Raw genomic sequence first — 16,616 nt, forward strand, 5'->3', positions numbered from 1 at the left:
CAACGGTTATTCGTTGTTCGCCTGTTGCGCGTTCGCTACTGACACCGCGATCAATCGGTGGTGTTATGGCCCGATAAACCAATTGCGCCGGACGGGATCCCGGCGTCTCAGGGGGAGTGACATGAAGACTTCGTTCCGCACCATCGCCATGGCGTCGACCGCGCTTGGCGCAAGCCTTATCTCGGCCGGCACGGCCATGGCTCAGGTCGACACCATCACGGTGACGGCACAACGCCGCGAACAGACACTGCAGGAAACCCCGGTGGCGGTGTCCGCCGTTCCGGAAGAACAGCTCCAGCTCGGCCAGATCCGCGATGTTCGCGATCTGCAGCAGCTCGTGCCTTCCCTGCGCGTTGCCCAGTTCTCGCGTTCCGGCGTTACGGAATTCGCAATCCGGGGCCTGGGTACGTCAGCCGACAATGTCGGCCTCGAGCCGTCGGTCGCCATTTTCGTCGATAACGTTTACCGCTCCCGCCAGGGTGCCGCGATCAACGACTTCCTGTCGCTGGAACGCGTCGAAGTCCTGCGCGGCCCGCAGTCGACCCTGTTCGGCAAGAACTCTCCGGCCGGCGTGGTCCACTTCATCACGCAGGCGCCGGAATATGAATTCGGCGCAGTCGGCGAAGTCACCCTGTCGAACTACAATGGCCGCATCTTCCGCGGCACCGTCACCGGTCCGGTGATGGACGGCAATGCAGCGGTTCGCTTCGACTTCAACCGCAACACGCGTGACGGCTTCCTCGACAACGTCGCCACCGGCGGCACGCTGAACAACCGCGACCGCTGGAGCTTCCGCGGCCAGTTCGCGGCCGATCTCGGCGAGAACGTGTCCGTCCGCCTGATCGGCGACCTCGGCACGGTCGACGAGAATTGCTGCGCCGCGCCGTTCTCCTTCAACCTGCCGCAAAATGCCGGCGCGCTCGCGTTTCTCGGCGCCACGGTGCTTCCGGCCGACCCCTATGCTCGCCAGATTGCCACCAACTCGCCAGTCATCACGCAAATCGATACGCGCGGTCTGTCCGGCCAGGTCGACATCGATTTCGACGGCTTCCAGCTGACCTCGATCACGGCGTACCGTCACTTCCGTGACGACAACGAGATCGACGCCGACTTCACCGATCTCGACCTGTCCCGCACGCGGGCCCTCGACACGCGGTACGATACCTTCACCCAGGAATTCCGCCTGACCTCGACCGGCGACAACATGGTCGATTGGCTGGCTGGTGTGTACTTCTTCGACCAGGACATGAGCCACCAGGACATCACACGCTACGGCACGGACCTGCGTCCGTTCGCCGATCTGGTGTCGGGCGGCGCGATCACCGCGCTTGAAGGCGGTCTCGGCTTCCCGGCCGGCACCTTCCTCGCAGCCGGCCAGGGTCGTCAGGAAGACTACTCGCTGACCACGGAAAGCTGGTCGGTCTTCGGTCAGCTCGACTGGCACGTCACCGATCGTTTCACGATCACGGGCGGTCTGCGCTACACCGAGGAAGACAAGACGATCGACGCCGATCTCGACGTCAACGACCCGTTCTCGGCGCTGGACATGGTGCAGATCGGCTTCCAGCAGATCTTCGCGACCGTCTTCTTCCAGCTGACCGGCCTGCCGGCGACTCCGGGCAACATTGCGGCCAACCCGGCTGCGGCCGCTCAGGCTCAGGCGATTGCAGCCGCGGGTTCGACCGATCCGAACGTCAACCCGCTGCTCGGCCTCACGCCGCTGCAGTTCTCGCCGCCGGCCCCGGACTACGCGTCGGCCCGCTCCGAGGACAACACGTCGGGCAACATCATCCTGTCCTATGACGTGTCGGACAACGTCAACATCTACGCCAGCTACTCCAACGGCTACAAGGCCGGCGGCTTCAACGTCTCCTCGACGGCAGCCGTGGCAAACGCGCTGGAGTTCGACCCGGAAATCTCGACCAATTACGAGATCGGCCTGAAGACGACGCTGTTCGACAACACGATGCGTCTCGACATCGCTGCCTTCCACCAGACCCTGGAAGACTTCCAGTCGAACAACTTCAACGGCACGGCTTTCGTGCTCGACAATGCCGGTGAGGTGCTCGTCCGCGGCGTCGAGATCGAAACCATGTGGCGCCCGAACGAGAGCTTCATGTTCACGGGCGGCGTCACGCACCTGTTCAATGCCGAATATGAAACCTACACGAACGCACCCTGCGACGACCTGAACACGTCCGGCCCCTGCCTGATCAACGGCACGCAGGATCTGTCGGGCCGTGAACTGGCCGGCGCTGCGGAAACCACCGCGACGGCGACCGGTACCTGGTTCTTCCCGCTGGGCAGCAACTGGGGCGGCTTCGTCCGCGGCGAGGTCTTCTACTCCTCCGAGCGCAATCTCGGCGGCGATCTCGACCCCCGCAAGCTTCAGGAAGCCATCACCCTGTTCAATGGCTCCTTCGGCTTCGGTGCCGAGGACGAGAGCTGGGGCCTGCAGTTCTGGGGCCGCAACCTGAACGACGAGGAATACCTCGTCGGCGAGTTCAGCTCCGTTGGTCAGCCGGGCAGCCTCAATGGCTATCCGGGCGACCCGCGCACCTACGGTGTGACGCTGCGTCTGCGCCGCTAGTCAGCCGCGCAAATCTGCTAGGATCGGGAGCGGAGATTTCGGTCTCCGCTCCTTTTCTTTTTGGAGTCAGGGATGACCACGCTTCTCATCCTCATCGGCGCCTTTGCCGCGGTGTCCGCGCTAGTCGGAATCAATGTCTGGATCGGCGGATGGTCGACGTCCCGCATCGACAGCATCGAAGACGCCGGACGCGTCCTGACGCAGGACCTTCTCATCTTTGAACCGGGCGTGACCGGCGTCTTGGCCGCCGACGGCCTCGCCGCACTGATCGAATCGAAAGACGGCAAATCAGTGGGCTATCTCTCCGCCCGTGGCGACACATTCGTTTCCCGCCTGATCGAGCCGGGCAGCGTCGCCCGCGCCGACCTGCGTGACGGTGGCGTCATCATGCTGCACTTCAAGGACTTCACCTTTCCGTCCGCCCGCATCACACTGGGCGATGACAATGCGGCCCGCGAATGGGCGGCTCGGCTGAGCACGGAGTAGCGGCGTGGATATCGAACTGATCGAGCCGATCTATATCGCCATCCCCTTCTTCGCGGCCTTCATCATCGCCGAGATGGTCTATGCCCGGACCACCGGCAAGGCGCGCTTCGAGCCGCGCGACAGCGCCGCCAGCCTTGCCATGGGGCTGGGCAATACGGTCGCCGGCGTTGTCTTTGCCGGCATCACGGCAACCTGGCTGACCTTCATCCAGCAATTCGCCCTGTTCGATTTCGGCTATGTCTGGTGGGCTTGGATCGCTGCCTTCGTGCTCGACGACTTCACCTATTACTGGTCGCACCGCTGGGCCCATACCGTGCGCTGGTTCTGGGCCGACCACGTCGTTCACCACTCGTCGCAGCATTACAATCTGACCACGGCGCTTCGGCAGCCCTGGTTCGGCGTGTTCACGCTGAAATTCATGTGGCTCGGGTCGTGGCTCGTTCTGCTCGGCTTCCCGCCGGTGATGATTGCCTTCGTCGGCTCGCTGAACCTGATCTACCAGTTCTGGATCCACACCGAGGCGATTACCCGGATGCCGCGCTGGTTCGAGGCGGTGATGAACACGCCTTCGCACCATCGGGTCCATCACGCGACCAACCCGGTCTATCTCGACCGCAACTATGCCGGCGTCTTCATCATCTGGGACAAGATGTTCGGCACCTTCCAGCCCGAACTCGAGGACGAACGCTGCCGCTATGGCATCGTGAAGAATCTCGGCACCTGGAATCCGCTGCGCATCTCGCTGCATGAATGGTGGGGAATCGCCAGGGACGTCGCCGGGTCGAGATCCCCGAAGGAAGCGCTCGGCTATATCTTCGCCCCGCCCGGCTGGTCACCCGACGGCAGCCGGATGACGTCGAAGCGGATCAAGGAAATTTGGGACGCGGAACGTCGGCACGGCGAAGCTCGAGCCTCGTCAGAGGCCAGTACCGGCAGCCGTCTGCCTGCCGAATAGCTGACACGCCGCCCCCTTGCGCCGGGCGAGTTTTTCTATCACTCTGCCATCAAGTAAACGGCGTTCACTTTTTGAGAACGAAACGCCGGTGCATGCGAAGGGAGAGACGATATGAGCCTGCGCGACCTCTATCCGATTCCGGATATCGACCCCTGCTGGTCTGTACCCCAAGAATACAATGCCCTGTTCGACTGGGAATTCGACGAGGGCCGCGCCTCGCTCATGCACCTCTACCAGAAGGGCAAGGACATGCAGTGGGATGCGGTCAACCGCATCGACTGGTCGCTCGAGCTCGATCCCGAAAACCCGATGCAGTTGCCGCCTGAAGCCGGCGGCCTGTACGGCTCTCCGATCTGGAACCGCATGTCGGAAAAGGACCGGATCGAGCTGACGACCCACGCCCAGGCCTGGAATATCTCGCAATTCCTGCAGGGCGAGCAGGCGGCGCTGCTCTGTGCCTCCAAGATCGTCACCCAGGTCCCCGACCTCGACGCGAAATTCTATGCCGCGACGCAGGTGATGGACGAGGCCCGTCACGTCGAGGCCTACAAGAAGCTGCTCGAGAAATTCGGCGTCGCCTATCCGATGACCGGCCCGCTGCAGGAACTGGTCGACCAGGCGATGCGCGATTCGCGCTGGGACATGACCTATCTGGCGATGCAGGTCGTGATCGAAGGCCTGGCACTGGCCGCCTTCGGTACGATCCGCGACATCGCCCAGAACCCGCTGGCGCGGATGGTCAATGCCTATGTGATGGAAGACGAGGCCCGCCACGTCGCCTTCGGACGCCTGTCCCTGCGGGACTTCTACCCGCAACTGACCCAGGCCGAACGCGACGAGCGCGAGGAATTTCTGGTCGAGGCCTGCTGGCTGATGCGCGGACGGATGACCGATGCCCGCGAAGTTTACCGCGCGCTCGGCCTGCCCGAGAAGGAATGCGTCGAGTGGGCCGAGAATTCGGAGATCACCAAGCTCTACCGCACCCTGCTCTTCCAGCGCATCGTCCCGATCGTGAAGGACATCGGGCTTTGGGGTCCGAAAATCCGAAAATGCTACGAGGACATGGGCGTAATGCACTTCGCCGACCTCGACCCCGACCAGCTGGGCCGTGACGACGAGAAGGCCGCTCAGGACTTCGACGCGCGCCGCGCCTATGTCCACGCGGTCGCGGGAGCGGCGGAGTAGCGGCGAGGCGTTAACCCGCTGCCAACCACGTTTGGCAACGGGATATTTGTCCCGATCTGTCAGTCTGACCGCCGGAATGGAACCGGTGGACAGAATGAGTGACCGCAAATCCGAGACGGGCCGACAAGCCCCTGCCAACGATTTTTCCGCCCGCTTCGGGGCGGAGGTGCGCGGCGTGAGCGCGGCCATGCTGGCCGAGAACCGGGCCAACGCCCGCACACCGACCCACCGGATCGACCGCGCAGCCCTGTCGCGCGTCTTTCAGTTCACCGATCTCTGTGCAGCGGCGCTGATTGCCTTCGCGGCGCTCGCGCTCGATCCCCGGACCGTCTGGCCTGTGGCCCTCTTCCTGGTGCTCGCTTCGGGCGGGCTCCACGCCTTCGCGCTTTACCGGATTTCACCGACCGTCCCCCCCTGGGACCGGCTCGCGCGTTCCGTGATCGCGATCGGCCTCGGCGGCCTGTTCACCCTGCTCTCGGCTCGGATATTCGATCCGGCGGTCTTGCCGGTCGCAGCCTGGCAGACCGTGGCCGGCGGCGCGGCACTGCTGGCGCTTCAGATCATCTATGCGGTCGCGATCTGCCGTTGGGCGCGCGCCGGCCGGCTGGCGGCGAATATCGTGATCGTCGGCGCGACCGCGAATGCCCGGCGCATGATCGACGCCAACCGACGTACCCGCGAAGTGAACATCGTCGGCATCTTCGACGATCGTCAGTCGCGCAGCCCCTCCCGGCTTGCCGGTGTTCCCTATCTCGGAACGCTCGGCGACCTCGCGAACTGGACCGCGCTTCCGGAAGTCGACCGCATTCTGATCACGGTCCGGCCCGACGCGATCGCCCGGGTCCGCGATCTCCTGCGCAAGTTGAGCCCGCTGCCCCAGCCCATCGCCCTGTCACTGGAATTCGGTGACGACGCGGCCTCTGGCTCCACGCTGGCCTCAATCGCCGACACGCCTGCTGCGCAATTGTCGGGCCGGCCGGCCAATCCGGACTGGCTGATCGTCAAGCGTCTCGAAGACCTCGTGATCGGATCGCTCATGTTCGCGGCCGCCTTGCCGGTCATGGCGGTAATCGCCCTTCTTGTCCGCCTCGACTCTCCCGGTCCGATCCTGTTCCGTCAGGTCAGGGAGGGCTTCAATGGCCGTCCGATCGGCGTCCTGAAATTCCGCTCGATGCGGCACAGTGTGGAAGGTGAAAAGTCCGGCGTGCGCCAGGTCGAGCGAGACGATCCGCGGGTCACTCCGGTTGGCAAGATCCTCCGCGCGACCAGCCTCGACGAATTGCCGCAACTCTGGAACGTGCTCAAGGGAGAGATGTCGCTCGTCGGTCCGCGCCCGCACGCCCCCGGCATGAAGACGGGCGCCACGCTGACCTCGAATCTGGTGGCCGAATATGCCCACCGTCACCGTGTGAAGCCGGGCCTCACCGGCTGGGCCCAGGTCAACGGCTCGCGTGGTCCGCTTCACACGCCCGAAGCCGCCCGCGAACGCGTCCAGCTCGACGTGGAATACATCGCGCGGGCCAATCTCTGGTTCGATCTGTGGATCATGCTGCGCACCCTGCCGGCCCTGCTCGGCGACAGGATCAATATCCGCTAGGGGCGTCGCGCATTTGCCGCCCACGCGGCGGAAAGCGCGCTCACGATCGGCGTTTCCCGGGCCGGCGTATCGGCATCGGGATCGGCCCCGTAAACCGGGTTCCAGCCATTCTCCTGCGCCTCGTATCGGCGCCAGCCGCTATCCCACCGGAAATAGGCCGAGTTCGCGCCGGCGCGTTCAAGCCCGTCGAGGCGCTGCCGGACATAGTCTTCCGCGCCCACGGCCCAACGCCGCACGCCATACTCGCCGAGCATCCAGCGCGGATAGCTGGGTGGTGACACGATCGCGTCGCCCGGACTGAAGGACGCTGCGGACATCGGCCCCCAGGCATGGGTGAAGGCGCGCGGATGATAATCGTGGATCGCCAGCACGCAGCCCGGCACGGCGTCGAGGTCGAGCAGGCGGGCAAAGACCGCGTTGGCGTAGCCATCGGGGCTGACGAGTATCGGGATATCGGCATCGACCGACCGGATCGTCCGGCACAGGCGCGCGGCGAAAGACGGCCAGTCTCCCGGCGATCCGGCAGTCCTGCGGTCCAGTTCACTCGCATCCCAGATCTCGCCGCCGGCCGGCAGAGCCGCCTGGTTGGCATTCGGTTCGACCATCAGCAGAAAACCCGCGACACCGCGGCGCTGCGCAAAACGGCGCGCCGTCTCGCGCCACATCTCGGCCCAGGCGTCCTGCGCATCCATGTCGAACCAGACCCGTTCATTGACGAGTTCGGCGGGAAACCAGTCGCCTGCGGAATCCCGCTGGATCGAGAATTCGGAACGGCCGGGACCGCTACGGAATCCGATGACGGTGAACAGGCCCGCGGCTTCGCAGCGCGTCACCATGTCATCAAGATGCTCGAGGACCGGCTGGTCAATCCGCCAGGGCGCCGCTTCAGTGAATATACCGGGATGGCTCAGCAGGGCCAGATTGGCCCCTGCCGAGCGCAAGAACGCGATCGCGCTGTCCGAGGTCGGCGACCCCACAGCTCCCGGCCCGAGAAAGTCGCCATCCAGCGACGGCACGATCCGGCGATGGCTGAATACCGCACCGCGCAGATGCGGTCCCGTCGCATTGGTCCAGAGATCCAGCTTGCCCGTCTGGGTCTGCGCCGCCGCACAGCCGTTCGCGAGCATCAGTCCCGCCCCGCCCGCTAGTATGTCCCGGCGGCTCGGTGCCATGATCAAACCGCGTAGAAAGACGCGAGACGATCGGCCTTCTTCAGCGCGCGGCGCGGTATTCCGCCAGCCCGTCCGATCGGCGCGCGCTCGCTCGCAGCAGCCAAGGCACGCGCCGCGGACCGCAGGGCCGTGACCGCGGAGCGGGTCACCACGCAGCCGCCCGCCAAAGGAACCTGCCATGCGCCGAGATGGCGCTTGAAATCGTAGTCTCCAGGCCCGAGTTCGACGGTCGCGATCCCGGTCTCGCCGGCATGCCGGATCGTCTCGAGCAAAAGCAACAGCCCCGGGCTGACATGGTTGAACGCCGGGTCATAGGAAGGAAACCAGTACTGGACCCGGTTCTCGCTGCGCATGCCGAAATGCGCGGCGATGATCTTGCCATTGACCCGCAGTGATCCACAGACCGGAGCAAAACGTTCCGTCTGCTTCCGGCTGATCGCGTGGACCAGGCGGTTGGTCCAGGCAACAGAGAACACGTCGAACACGCCGGTGGTGTGGTATTGCGCGCGTTTCCAGTGAAGCATCGCGTCGAACGCCTCGCCCGTAAAATCATCCATTCTGAACTCGAACCCGCCCTCCTCGGCTTCCAGCTTGCGGCGGCGCGCCCGGATGTTCTTGAAAGCCTTCGGCTCGGCCGTTTTCCGATCTTCCTCGAATGCGTCATAACCGTCTGAACAGTCCACCACGGCTGATCCGTCGCGCACCTGTTCGCTTTCATGCCAGCACGGCTGCAGTGCCAGGGCGGAATGATACTCGAACAACGGAATGCCGGCCGACTTCAGCCAGTCGGGCAGACAGACCTCCTCGGGCTGCCGCGTGATCACGCCGTGCACGTCCGACAAGGGTCCGCTGAGCGGCCGGGCATATCCGACCTTCCCGAGCTGGAGCGGCAAAAAGCCGAGAATCTGTCCACACTTGCGGCCCACGAGGACTCGCGTATCCCCGCGCGCTTCCTCACAGCATTCTGCAAACTCCAGCCGAAAATAGGGGCTGTCGAACAGACCCGAACCATCAACGAATTCCAGCCAGGCTCCGCGTTCGGCATCCGTCAATTCGCTCGGGCGTTTCAGCTCGGTCTGGATCATGCGTTCGGTCATGCGGCCCCCTGTGTCGCGATAGTGATGACAGAAACCCCTTGAGTTTTCGTTGCCACACGGGCGTTCACCGCATTTTAGGCGCTTGACGCTACGGTCCCTGCCGGTTTCGAAACCGGGAAGGACTGATCCAGGCATGCTTGGCCGCCATCTGTTCGGATATCTGCCGGTCCAGGCCGCGCAAGCGATCGTCGGTTTCGGCGGCGTGGCGGTCCTGACGCGCCTGATGCCGCCCGACATGTATGGCCAGTACGCGCTCGCCATAACGGCGATGCACCTGGTTTCGATGGCGCTGTTCACCTGGCTCGATGCCGCCGTTGCCCGCTTCCATGCTCGGGCCGATGCGCGAGGCGCACTCGCCGCACATCTGACTACGGCCTACCGGACGTTTTTTGCGCTGGTCGGCGCTGTCATTGTCCTCGGCGCATTGCTGCTTTGGCTGCTGCCTCTGCCGGTGGGGCTGAAGACGACATTCGGCTTCGCGCTGGCCGCGCTGAGTGTTCAGTCCCTGCTCCAGATCGGTCAGGAAACGCGCCGCGCCGCCGGGGCTGTGGCCGCCTATTCCGCAATCGGCACATTCAACCTGTTGCTGGGCTTCGGTCTCGGAATCGGCATCCTGATGGCCACGCCGCTTGGCGCTGCCGGTCCGATCGCAGGCATGGCCCTCGGCTCGCTGATTGCCCTGGTCTTCGACCTGCCCGGACAGCGGCGCCGTGCCAAGGGCGGCAAGACCAACAATCGCCGCCTTGCGCTGTATTTCGCTTATGGTCTGCCCATCTCGATCTCGCTCGTGTTCGAACACCTGTTGTCGGCCGGCGACCGCTTTCTGATCGCCGGATTTCTCGGCGACGCCGCTGTCGGCGTCTACGCCGCCGGCTACAGCCTCGCCGATCGGTCGCTCGACATCATCTTTGTCTGGCTGGGGGCCGCCGCCACGCCGCTGACGGTGGCCGCGCTCGAGCGCGGCGGGCCCGAAGCCGCGCGCGAGGTCGCGGCCCGCACCGCCCGCATCATGGCTCTGATCGGCTTCCCCGCTGCGGCCGGACTCGCACTGGTCGCTGCGCCTCTGGCGGGTGTGATGGTCGGGGAAGATTTCCGTGCGGGCGCCACGCTCATCCTGCCCTGGATCGCCCTGGCGGGGCTGATGAAAGGCGTGATGACCTATTACTTCCACGAATCCTTCATCCTCGGCCGGCGCACCCGCGCCATGGCCGGGATCATGGGCGCGGCGGCACTGCTCAATCTGGGGCTCAACCTGGTCTTCCTGCCGATGTTCGGAATTGCCGGGGCCGCGGCCGCCACCGTGATTGCCTATGCGGCCAGCCTCCTCGCCTGCGCCCTCATCGGCGGCAAGATCTTCGCCCTTCCCCTGCCCTGGCGCGACTGGGGCAAGACGGCACTGGCTACGGCGGGGATGGCGGCCGCCGTCCTGCTTGTGCCGGCGATCGCGAATAATTTCCTCGACCTTCTCATCTCGGTGCTGGCCGGTGTCTTGGCCTACGGCGCTCTTGCCGTTCTGCTTGATGCGGGCGGCTGCCGCGGCTGGATCGGTGAAGCGCGCAGCTGGCTCAAGACGGCAGAGGCCGCGTCATGACGGCCGCTGCAATCAGTATATCGGACCGGTCGTGTCTCTCGGTCCTGATCCCCTTCTACCGCGACGACCCGGCCCCGCTTGTCCGGGCACTCGACGCGCAGGTTCGCGAGACGAATGCCAGCGTCGAAATCGTGTTGTGCGATGACGGGAGCGCCGATCCTGGCCTGACTCGAGCGCTCGAAGCGCTGCAATCGGAAATCGCCACACCGCTGATCCTGGTGACCAAACCCGTGAACGAAGGCCGGGCAGCCGCACGCAATGCACTGGCCCGGGCCGCAAACGGATCCTGGGTCCTGTTCCTCGACGCCGACATGACGCTTCCCGCCGGATTTGTCGCCAACTGGCTGACCGAAATCGGGGCCGGTGACTTCCACGCGGCCTTCGGCGGCTTCGAAGCCGAACCCCCGGAATCCCGGGAAGGCCGGGTTCACGCCGCCATCGCCGCCGCGTCAGACATCGGCGCTGCTTCGGACCGGGGCCGTCGTGGCGCGACCGCCTTCTGCACCAGCAATCTTCTCGTACGCGCCGACGTCATGCCGGACGTGCCCTTCGATGAGGCGTTCAAGGGCTGGGGCTGGGAGGATGTCGACTGGGCCGTTCGAGCGGCTCAGGCCGGCCGCCTGAAGCATGTCGACAACCCGGCCGGTCACCGCGGCTGGCAATCGGTCGAACAATTACTGGCGCGCTACCGCGACGCCGCGGCTAACTATGCGCTTCTCTTGCGCAAACATCCCGAACTCGCCGCCCTGCCAGGCGCGAAGGCCGCGCGGACACTCCGCGCTGTTCCCGGACAGGGGGCGCTACGCAGCGTGTGGCAAGGACTTGCCCGCAATGAAGGACTGCCCCTGCGCCTGCGCGCGCTGGCACTGAAGCTCTGGCGGGCGAGCTGGGCTGCGGAGGTGATCGGACCATGACCAACCAGGCCTACATCCCGTCCGGCGGTCTGGCCGGAAAGCTGGTGCGGCTGAATGCTCGCCTGCGCATACGCCGTCCGCTGACCTTCGCGCTCGATCACCCGATTGTCTCGATCACCTTCGATGATTTCCCCCGCTCCGCCGTCACGTACGGCCGTGCCGCGCTTGGAAGGCGCGGCTGGCATGGCACCTGGTACGCCGCGGCAGGCTTCATCGGCACTGACACGCATCACGGTGCGATGATGACACACGTCGATGTAGGCGCGCTCGCAGACGCTGGTCACGAGATCGCGTGTCACACCCATTCCCACACCGATGCGGCGCGGACACCGGTCGATACGCTTCTGGCAGACATCGACCGCAATGCGGACGTGCTGAACGCCGCCGTTCCGGGTTCGACGCTCGAAAATTTCGCCTTTCCCTACGGAGAATCCTCACCGGCCGCGAAGTCCGCCTTGCAGAGCCGGTTCGAGACATTGCGCGGTGTGCGCCCTGGCGTGAACCGGACCGGCGATGACCTGAATCTTCTGAAAGCCGTGGGCATCGATGGCGGGCAGGACGGGATGGACCGTGTGCTCGACTGGATCGCGGACGCTCGGAAAAAGCCGGGCTGGCTGATCCTCTATGTCCATGACATTCAGGATCAGCCGACCGACTGGGGCTGCACACCCCGCGAATTCGAAATGGTGCTGGAAGCCGTCAGCCGCAGCGGCGCTGATGTCATGACGGTCCGCGACGCCGCAAAGGCGATCCGCGCCTAGACCCGGTCCTCGCGCACGGCCAGCTTCGACGCGGCCGCGACGAAGACCACCCACATCAGACTGTTCCGGTGCAGCAGATTGCTCTCGGATATCGACACCGTGGTGACCACCGCAAAGAAGGTCAGGAGAAAGTAGACCTCGCGCCCCCGAAACAGGCGCCCGGCAGCGCGCCCGACCGTGCCCAGATACACGAGAACCAGAATGGCCAATCCGGGCAGGCCGATCGCCAGCGCGACTTCCAGCCAGCCATTATGCGCCGTCGGAACCGGCCAGTTCGTCGCCTGACGCACCCAGAAGACGGGGCCGTTCTCCACCGTCCAGAATGCGCCGTATCCGTAGCCGGTCCACGGACGGTCGAAGACCTGGCCGACCAGGACTTCCCAGATGTCGGTCCGCCCGGTCAGTGTTGCATCGCGTCCCAGCATTTCGAGAAACTCGACCGGTGCCATCGTCAGGATCAGCGCCCCCAGGCTTCCGCCCAGAAGCAGCGCAAAGATCATCAGTGCCGCAAAGCCGAAACCGCGCCGAACGAGCGCGATTCCGGTCGCGCCGCCGACAACGAGAAGAAGGGCCAGCAGCCCGGTCTTCGAGGTCGACATCAGGACGAGTCCCGCCTGCAGCCCCGCCACGCACCACCAGAACAGCTTGCGCCGGGGCATGACCGCCGCCGCTCCGAGGCTCGCCGACGCGCCGTAGGACATGATCGCGCCGAGCGTGTTCTTCTCGCCCCACAGACCGCGCCACGCGCCGACATGGATGTCCTGCTGGATGCCGAAGGACGGCGCTGCGACCACGGCGAGCAGGCTGCCGAAGGCCAGAATGGCATAGGTGATGGCAAGCAGCGTGATCAACTGCTTCCAGTCCCACCGCGCGGCGACGGCGAAACCGAACAGCACCGACATCACGACCGCAAAGCCACGCCTCATCGACAGTCCGGGGTCGAGCGACCACAGCGCCGATGCCATGCACATCAGAGCCAGCACAAGCATCAGCGGCGCCCGGGACACCGACTTCAGCCCCTGCATCGGCCGCGAGACCAGCCAGACAAGACCAAGCGCGTAGACCGGCAGCCACATGACCCGCAACAGGACGGGGCCGTCGGGATCAGTCTCGCTGGTCAGGAGCGGACCCAGAAGGGCCTGCGACATCAGGAGGAAGACGAGGATTGTCGCGCCAGCTTCAAGGGGTTCGAGAACGCCGAGCCGGGGAGCCTGCCGCAGCCGGCCGATCGTGCCGGCGACGAAACTCATGCCGCCCACTGCCCCCGGTCGGGTGCGCGGTTGAGGATCAACCCGGCGACGACACCGCCGCGGGACTCGATCGCCTCGCGCCGGGCGTTGATGGCGTCGGGATTGGGCCGCCGTTCGTCACTGACGAGGATGACGCCGTCCATATCAGCCGCGAGGGCGAGAACGGCGCGATTGTTTCCCGGCGCATCCACGACTGCCAGGTCGATCGACTGGCGCACCGCATTCCAGTAGTCCGGCGCGCTGCGCAGGCTGAGGCGCTGGACCTCGCCCGGCGCGCGCTGGAATTCGGTGACATAAAGTCGTTGCTCGGCCTGGCGCGCGACGAGACGGGCGCGCGCCACTTCCGGTTCAACCCGCCAGAACGGATTGCGCCCGAACCCGGCGTCGAAGGCCGTGCCCTTCTGCGGCACCAGAAGCCTGCGTTGCGGATTGCTGGCCAGATCGAGATCAAACAGCCAGACCCCCCGCTTCGAACGCGCGGCTGCGATCCGGGCGAATTCACGCGCAACGGTGGAGGCACCGGTCTGGCGGCCCGTCCCCATGATCATCATTGTGCGGCCGCGCCCGCCCGGGCGCGCGATCGGTTCCAGTCTTTCGACCAGTTCGATCAGTTCCGCTGTGAGGTCGATGTAAGGCACGACCGACTCGCTCCTTTTGACATTCAAGGCTGCGCCGAACCGGTTAACGCCTTGCGAACGAACCCCGATCCGAGACACGGGCAAGGACGGGCACTCCGCTCGACTCATTCGTACGGATCGGCTGGGCCGGGCTCGCCTGCGTCCTGACGACGTCGAAACGTCGGCCGCCGCGCGGGGATGGCGACCGAAGGTGGCGTGACCAGAAGCCCCAGAGCAGACCCGTCAGCACCGCCACACCCGCCGCGAACATGAAGGCAGCGATAACCGCGACCTTCTTCAGCGAAGAGCCCTCCGTGGGCGGCATGGCCCATTCCACGACGCGCACCGTATCGGCGGCTCCGACCGCAGACGCCCGGCGGGTTTGCGCCTCGACATGCTGGGTCGCGAGGCGCGCCAGCGCCTCTTCATTCGCCGACACTTCCTGCGCCAGTTCGCGGTATTGCGGGTTCAGCGCGCGCAACCGGGCCACTTCGCTGCGGGCTTCCCGGATCTGGCGCTGCAAGGTCGTGATGCGCTGCCCTTCGGCAGCGGCCTGCGACTGCAGGGTCGAAAGCTCCGATTCCATATCCTGCCGGACCGGATTCGCGCCGACGCGGCGCTGGCCAAGTCCTTCGGCAGCGCCGCTGGCAATGAAGGTCTGTATCGCCTCGATCTCCCGGTCGATGGCCTGAACCGGGGGAGCATCCGGCTGATAGCGGGCGAGAAGTGACTCGCGCTCGATCCGGCGTTGCAGCAACTGATTGCCGGCATCGTTCTCGACATATTCCTCGATCGACACGGGCACATTCGCCAGGCGTTCATTGAGCGCCGCAATTCCGGCCAGGGCCGCGGCGCGCTCGGATTCCGCCGTGGCGAGATTGCCGGACAGTGTCGTGACCTGGGCAACCGCCGCGTCGACATCGCTCGTGTAGTTCGTCAAGCGGTGGGCATCGAGAAACACGTCGAGTGCGATCTGGGCGTCATTCAGCGCTGCAGCGGCATTGGCCTGCTGCGCAGCGGTTTCGGCGCCATCTCCGATCAGCAGGGATGTCCGGTACTCGGTGTAGGCCTCGACCATCGCATTGACGGCCAAGGCGGCAATCTCCGGATCTCCGCCTTCGAAGGTCGGGACCAGGATCGACGCATTCGGTGCCCGCGCGATCGAAAACCCGTCCCGCAGCATTTTCACCGCATCGGCCTCGCTACCGCCCTCGGGAAGAAGCGCGGCAATGCCGACATCCTGAACCGCCAGCCGCCGCACCGCATCGGAGTTCAGGATTTCCGATTCCGACTGCAGCACCTGATCGAGCACGAAGGCCCCGCCCGCACCGGCCGTCCCGGGCGTCGGGTCGGCGTCATCGAGAATCAGCAGGAGGCGTGCCTGCGCTTCGTAGCTCGGCCGCAGGAAAACGATCGCCGCGCCTGCCCCCACAGCGAATAGCACCGAGAAGACAAGGATAATCAGCACGCGCTGAGCCCAGGCGAGTTCGATCAGATCGTAGAGGTCCAGCTCACCCCGATCACGGCCCCGTTCCGGCCCCGTCGGCGCGGCCGGCCTCCCGGCGGGAGAGTCGGCGTGCGACATGGGGCGATATGGCCGTCGGGCGGCTTAATTTTTCCTTATCCAAACCGGCCGAACGTCACATTCGAACAAGGAATTCCGGGAGTTTGCGTGATGAAGCGCACAGGCATCGTCATCGGCTGTCTCATCCTCGCCGCATGCGGCACGTCGCAGCCGGACCGCCATCAGCAGATTTCGAGCTGGAATGCCGTGTCCTATCAGGACTGGCGCGATGATGATCCGGGCTTTCTTCTGGCCCCCGGCGATGCCATCGAGGTCACGGTGCACACCGCGACGGAGCTGAACCGCACCGCAACCATCGGCCCCGACGGTCGGGTCAACCTGCCCCTCGCCGGCCCGGTCATGGTCGCCGGACGCACCGACGCGGAAGCCGCCAGCGCGGTGGCCGACGCCTATACCGCGATGCTTCGCGACCCGATCGTCGAAGTGAATGTGGACAGCTATGGCCCGCAGAACATCATCATCGGAGGCCAGGTGAACAGTCCGGGCCTGTACGAGATGCCGACGCGGATCGGCGCGCTCGAGGCGGTGATGCTCGCGGGCGGTTTCAAGGACGACGCCGCGCGCGGCGAAGTCGTCATCCTCCGGCGCGCCCGCAATGGCGGCGTGATGATGCGCGTCGTGAATCTGCGCGACGTGCTGCGCGGCGATGGCAGCGGCGACCCGATCCCGCTCCGGCGGCACGACATCGTCTTCGTGCCGCGCACGACGATTTCCGAAGTCACGCTCTGGGTCGAGCAATATGTCTACGGCATATTGCCCCTCGACCAGGCCTTCTCCTACGCCATTGCGAACGCGATCAATAACAACTGATCGCGT

Annotated in this window: 14 protein-coding genes; 9 read left to right on the forward strand and 5 right to left on the reverse strand. The window is 65.3% G+C overall.

Annotated features, from left to right (window positions below; genetic code table 11):
• Positions 1-121: 121 nt before the first annotated feature.
• The 5 genes from ACFOOR_RS01595 to ACFOOR_RS01615 all read left to right on the forward strand — a co-directional run bounded on the left by ACFOOR_RS01595 (position 122) and on the right by ACFOOR_RS01615 (position 6,813).
• Positions 122-2,590 carry a TonB-dependent receptor gene (locus ACFOOR_RS01595; RefSeq protein WP_343163498.1) on the forward strand — a complete coding sequence of 823 codons (2,469 nt, stop codon included), beginning with the start codon at positions 122-124 and terminating at the stop codon, positions 2,588-2,590.
• A 72-nt stretch (positions 2,591-2,662) separates the two neighbouring features.
• A complete protein-coding gene (locus ACFOOR_RS01600) occupies positions 2,663-3,076 on the forward strand; it encodes a hypothetical protein (RefSeq protein WP_343163497.1) in 414 nt (137 codons plus the stop codon).
• Between the two features lie 10 nt (positions 3,077-3,086).
• Positions 3,087-4,031: a sterol desaturase family protein gene (locus ACFOOR_RS01605; protein ID WP_343163804.1), complete on the forward strand. Its 945-nt coding sequence runs from the start codon at positions 3,087-3,089 to the stop codon at positions 4,029-4,031.
• 111 nt (positions 4,032-4,142) lie between these two features.
• On the forward strand, positions 4,143-5,216 hold the full coding sequence (locus ACFOOR_RS01610; RefSeq protein ID WP_343163496.1) for a diiron oxygenase: 1,074 nt from the start codon (positions 4,143-4,145) through the stop codon (positions 5,214-5,216).
• 94 nt (positions 5,217-5,310) lie between these two features.
• Positions 5,311-6,813 (forward strand): exopolysaccharide biosynthesis polyprenyl glycosylphosphotransferase, encoded by a 1,503-nt coding sequence (locus ACFOOR_RS01615; protein ID WP_343163495.1) that lies wholly within the window; start codon positions 5,311-5,313, stop codon positions 6,811-6,813.
• Here the strand turns inward: ACFOOR_RS01615 and ACFOOR_RS01620 are convergent.
• The gene (locus ACFOOR_RS01620) at positions 6,810-7,985 is read right to left on the reverse strand and encodes a cellulase family glycosylhydrolase (RefSeq protein WP_380213608.1); all 1,176 of its coding nucleotides are present in this window, start codon (positions 7,983-7,985) and stop codon (positions 6,810-6,812) included. The genes ACFOOR_RS01615 and ACFOOR_RS01620 overlap by 4 nt on opposite strands.
• A 2-nt stretch (positions 7,986-7,987) precedes the next feature.
• A complete protein-coding gene (locus ACFOOR_RS01625; RefSeq protein WP_343163493.1) occupies positions 7,988-9,082 on the reverse strand; it encodes a GNAT family N-acetyltransferase in 1,095 nt (364 codons plus the stop codon).
• A gap of 133 nt (positions 9,083-9,215) precedes the next feature.
• On the opposite strand from ACFOOR_RS01625, the gene ACFOOR_RS01630 reads away from it, so the two are divergent.
• The 3 genes from ACFOOR_RS01630 to ACFOOR_RS01640 are packed head-to-tail and all read left to right on the forward strand — an operon-like array spanning position 9,216 to position 12,348.
• The gene (locus ACFOOR_RS01630) at positions 9,216-10,673 is read left to right on the forward strand and encodes a lipopolysaccharide biosynthesis protein (protein ID WP_343163492.1); all 1,458 of its coding nucleotides are present in this window, start codon (positions 9,216-9,218) and stop codon (positions 10,671-10,673) included.
• Entirely contained in the window at positions 10,670-11,587 is a 918-nt protein-coding gene (locus tag ACFOOR_RS01635; RefSeq protein WP_343163491.1) for a glycosyltransferase family 2 protein, read from the forward strand. Before ACFOOR_RS01630 ends, ACFOOR_RS01635 begins: the two co-directional genes overlap by 4 nt.
• The gene (locus tag ACFOOR_RS01640; protein ID WP_343163490.1) at positions 11,584-12,348 is read left to right on the forward strand and encodes a polysaccharide deacetylase family protein; all 765 of its coding nucleotides are present in this window, start codon (positions 11,584-11,586) and stop codon (positions 12,346-12,348) included. Before ACFOOR_RS01635 ends, ACFOOR_RS01640 begins: the two co-directional genes overlap by 4 nt.
• Here ACFOOR_RS01640 and ACFOOR_RS01645 read toward each other — a convergent pair.
• From ACFOOR_RS01645 to ACFOOR_RS01655, 3 genes are read right to left on the reverse strand one after another with little or no spacing between them, the layout of a single operon-like run.
• On the reverse strand, positions 12,345-13,598 hold the full coding sequence (locus ACFOOR_RS01645; protein ID WP_343163489.1) for an O-antigen ligase family protein: 1,254 nt from the start codon (positions 13,596-13,598) through the stop codon (positions 12,345-12,347). The two genes, ACFOOR_RS01640 and ACFOOR_RS01645, sit on opposite strands and share 4 nt — an antisense overlap.
• A complete protein-coding gene (locus ACFOOR_RS01650; RefSeq protein WP_343163488.1) occupies positions 13,595-14,236 on the reverse strand; it encodes a hypothetical protein in 642 nt (213 codons plus the stop codon). The genes ACFOOR_RS01645 and ACFOOR_RS01650 overlap by 4 nt, the downstream gene beginning before the upstream one ends.
• Before the next feature lie 43 nt (positions 14,237-14,279).
• Positions 14,280-15,800, reverse strand: coding sequence for a GumC family protein (locus ACFOOR_RS01655; RefSeq protein ID WP_343163487.1), 1,521 nt, complete (start codon positions 15,798-15,800; stop codon positions 14,280-14,282).
• Between the two features lie 90 nt (positions 15,801-15,890).
• On the opposite strand from ACFOOR_RS01655, the gene ACFOOR_RS01660 reads away from it, so the two are divergent.
• Positions 15,891-16,610, forward strand: coding sequence for a polysaccharide biosynthesis/export family protein (locus ACFOOR_RS01660; RefSeq protein ID WP_343163486.1), 720 nt, complete (start codon positions 15,891-15,893; stop codon positions 16,608-16,610).
• Positions 16,611-16,616: the final 6 nt, after the last annotated feature.

Source organism: Hyphobacterium vulgare, from assembly GCF_042643335.1.
Classification (GTDB): Bacteria; Pseudomonadota; Alphaproteobacteria; order Caulobacterales; family Maricaulaceae; genus Hyphobacterium; species Hyphobacterium vulgare.

Coding starts and splice junctions, on each gene's coding strand:
- ACFOOR_RS01595 (WP_343163498.1), top strand. CDS start 122: ATGAAGACTTCGTTCCGCACCATCGCCATGGCGTCGACCGCGCTTGGC.
- ACFOOR_RS01600 (WP_343163497.1), top strand. CDS start 2,663: ATGACCACGCTTCTCATCCTCATCGGCGCCTTTGCCGCGGTGTCCGCG.
- ACFOOR_RS01610 (WP_343163496.1), top strand. CDS start 4,143: ATGAGCCTGCGCGACCTCTATCCGATTCCGGATATCGACCCCTGCTGG.
- ACFOOR_RS01615 (WP_343163495.1), top strand. CDS start 5,311: ATGAGTGACCGCAAATCCGAGACGGGCCGACAAGCCCCTGCCAACGAT.
- ACFOOR_RS01620 (WP_380213608.1), bottom strand. CDS start 7,985: ATGGCACCGAGCCGCCGGGACATACTAGCGGGCGGGGCGGGACTGATG.
- ACFOOR_RS01625 (WP_343163493.1), bottom strand. CDS start 9,082: ATGACCGAACGCATGATCCAGACCGAGCTGAAACGCCCGAGCGAATTG.
- ACFOOR_RS01630 (WP_343163492.1), top strand. CDS start 9,216: ATGCTTGGCCGCCATCTGTTCGGATATCTGCCGGTCCAGGCCGCGCAA.
- ACFOOR_RS01635 (WP_343163491.1), top strand. CDS start 10,670: ATGACGGCCGCTGCAATCAGTATATCGGACCGGTCGTGTCTCTCGGTC.
- ACFOOR_RS01640 (WP_343163490.1), top strand. CDS start 11,584: ATGACCAACCAGGCCTACATCCCGTCCGGCGGTCTGGCCGGAAAGCTG.
- ACFOOR_RS01645 (WP_343163489.1), bottom strand. CDS start 13,598: ATGAGTTTCGTCGCCGGCACGATCGGCCGGCTGCGGCAGGCTCCCCGG.
- ACFOOR_RS01655 (WP_343163487.1), bottom strand. CDS start 15,800: ATGTCGCACGCCGACTCTCCCGCCGGGAGGCCGGCCGCGCCGACGGGG.
- ACFOOR_RS01660 (WP_343163486.1), top strand. CDS start 15,891: ATGAAGCGCACAGGCATCGTCATCGGCTGTCTCATCCTCGCCGCATGC.